This is a genomic window from Streptomyces cinereospinus, assembly GCF_042430725.1.
GTDB lineage: Bacteria > Actinomycetota > Actinomycetes > Streptomycetales > Streptomycetaceae > Streptomyces > Streptomyces cinereospinus.
In genome coordinates this window covers 1-1,088 of the sequence record NZ_JBHMCY010000191.1, presented here as the reverse complement: position 1 = coordinate 1,088, position 1,088 = coordinate 1, and the positions used below count along the sequence as shown (strand labels likewise).

1 pseudogene is annotated in these 1,088 nt (G+C 68.2%); it reads right to left on the bottom strand.

The annotated features are described in order from the left end of the window. A pseudogene (locus ACFF45_RS35440) lies at positions 1-1,088 on the bottom strand (ADP-ribosyltransferase); the annotation flags it as partial.

Here is a 1,088-nt window from a genome sequence, read left to right as displayed (position 1 = left end):
TCCGGGAGGGTGGGGATGTCGATGGTGCCGACGCCCCTCAGCGCCGCGCTGATGTCGCCGATCTTCGACAGGCCTGCACCCGCGCCCTTGGCGATGTACGTCATCGGATCGATGGCCCTCGCCGTGGTGCCCAGCACCCGCGCCACCGCACCCGCCTTGCCCGCTCCCGACGCAGCAGCACCCGCACCGCCCGTGAACACCGTGGTCAGCACGTTGAACGTCACCGCGCCGGCGGCCCGCGCCGGATTCTTCCCCCACTGGTCCCACGCCACCAGCGCCTTGCCCGTCTCCTTCATCGCGGTGCGCGAATCACGGATCCAGGACGGCAGCTTCTCGTCCGGCAGGGTCCAGAACATCCTGCCCGCACCGGGAATCACCGTCAGCGCCAGACCCGTGGCGAGCTGCGCCAGCCCCTTCCACGCCTGGCCCATCGCCTCCCAGCCGCCGAAGCCGACCAGCGTCCCCAGACCCTTGATCGTGCCCCAGACACCGTCCACGATCAGGCCGTCCCACACGAACGACTTCACCCAGTGGCCGGCCTCGTACCAGTGATGCCTCTCCTCCACCGGGTCACCCCAGGGAAGCCTCGCGTTCTTCATGTCCCCGGCCGAGAACCCGTACTGGTCCTTCCGCTCCGAACCGTCACCGGCCACCATCTGCGTGCCGCCCCACAACGCGGTGATCTTGTTGTGGGCCGTCCGCTCGGCCGCCCAGAAAGCAGCCACCGTCTCCGTGATCTCCCCACGCAGCCGGTTGTGCTCCCCCACCTTGTCCTCGTCGTACTCCCACTCGTCGTCATCACGAACCGAGTCGACGAACGTCTCCGCCCGGCTCTTCAGCTCCCTCAGCTTCGCCACCAGCGGACGGATCTCCGTCGCATACGACGACAACGCGCCCGACACCGACTCCAGGCCGTCCGCGAACGCGTCCGCCCTGTCCTTCACCGGCTTCGTCGTCGCGAACAGCTTCTCCGCCTCCGGCGCCTGGTAATACGCCGACAGCCCCTGGAACTGGGCATGCACATCGGCACCCGCGTCACGGACATGGCCCGCATCCGTCTTCAGCGCCGCATAATCCTTCTCCAACTG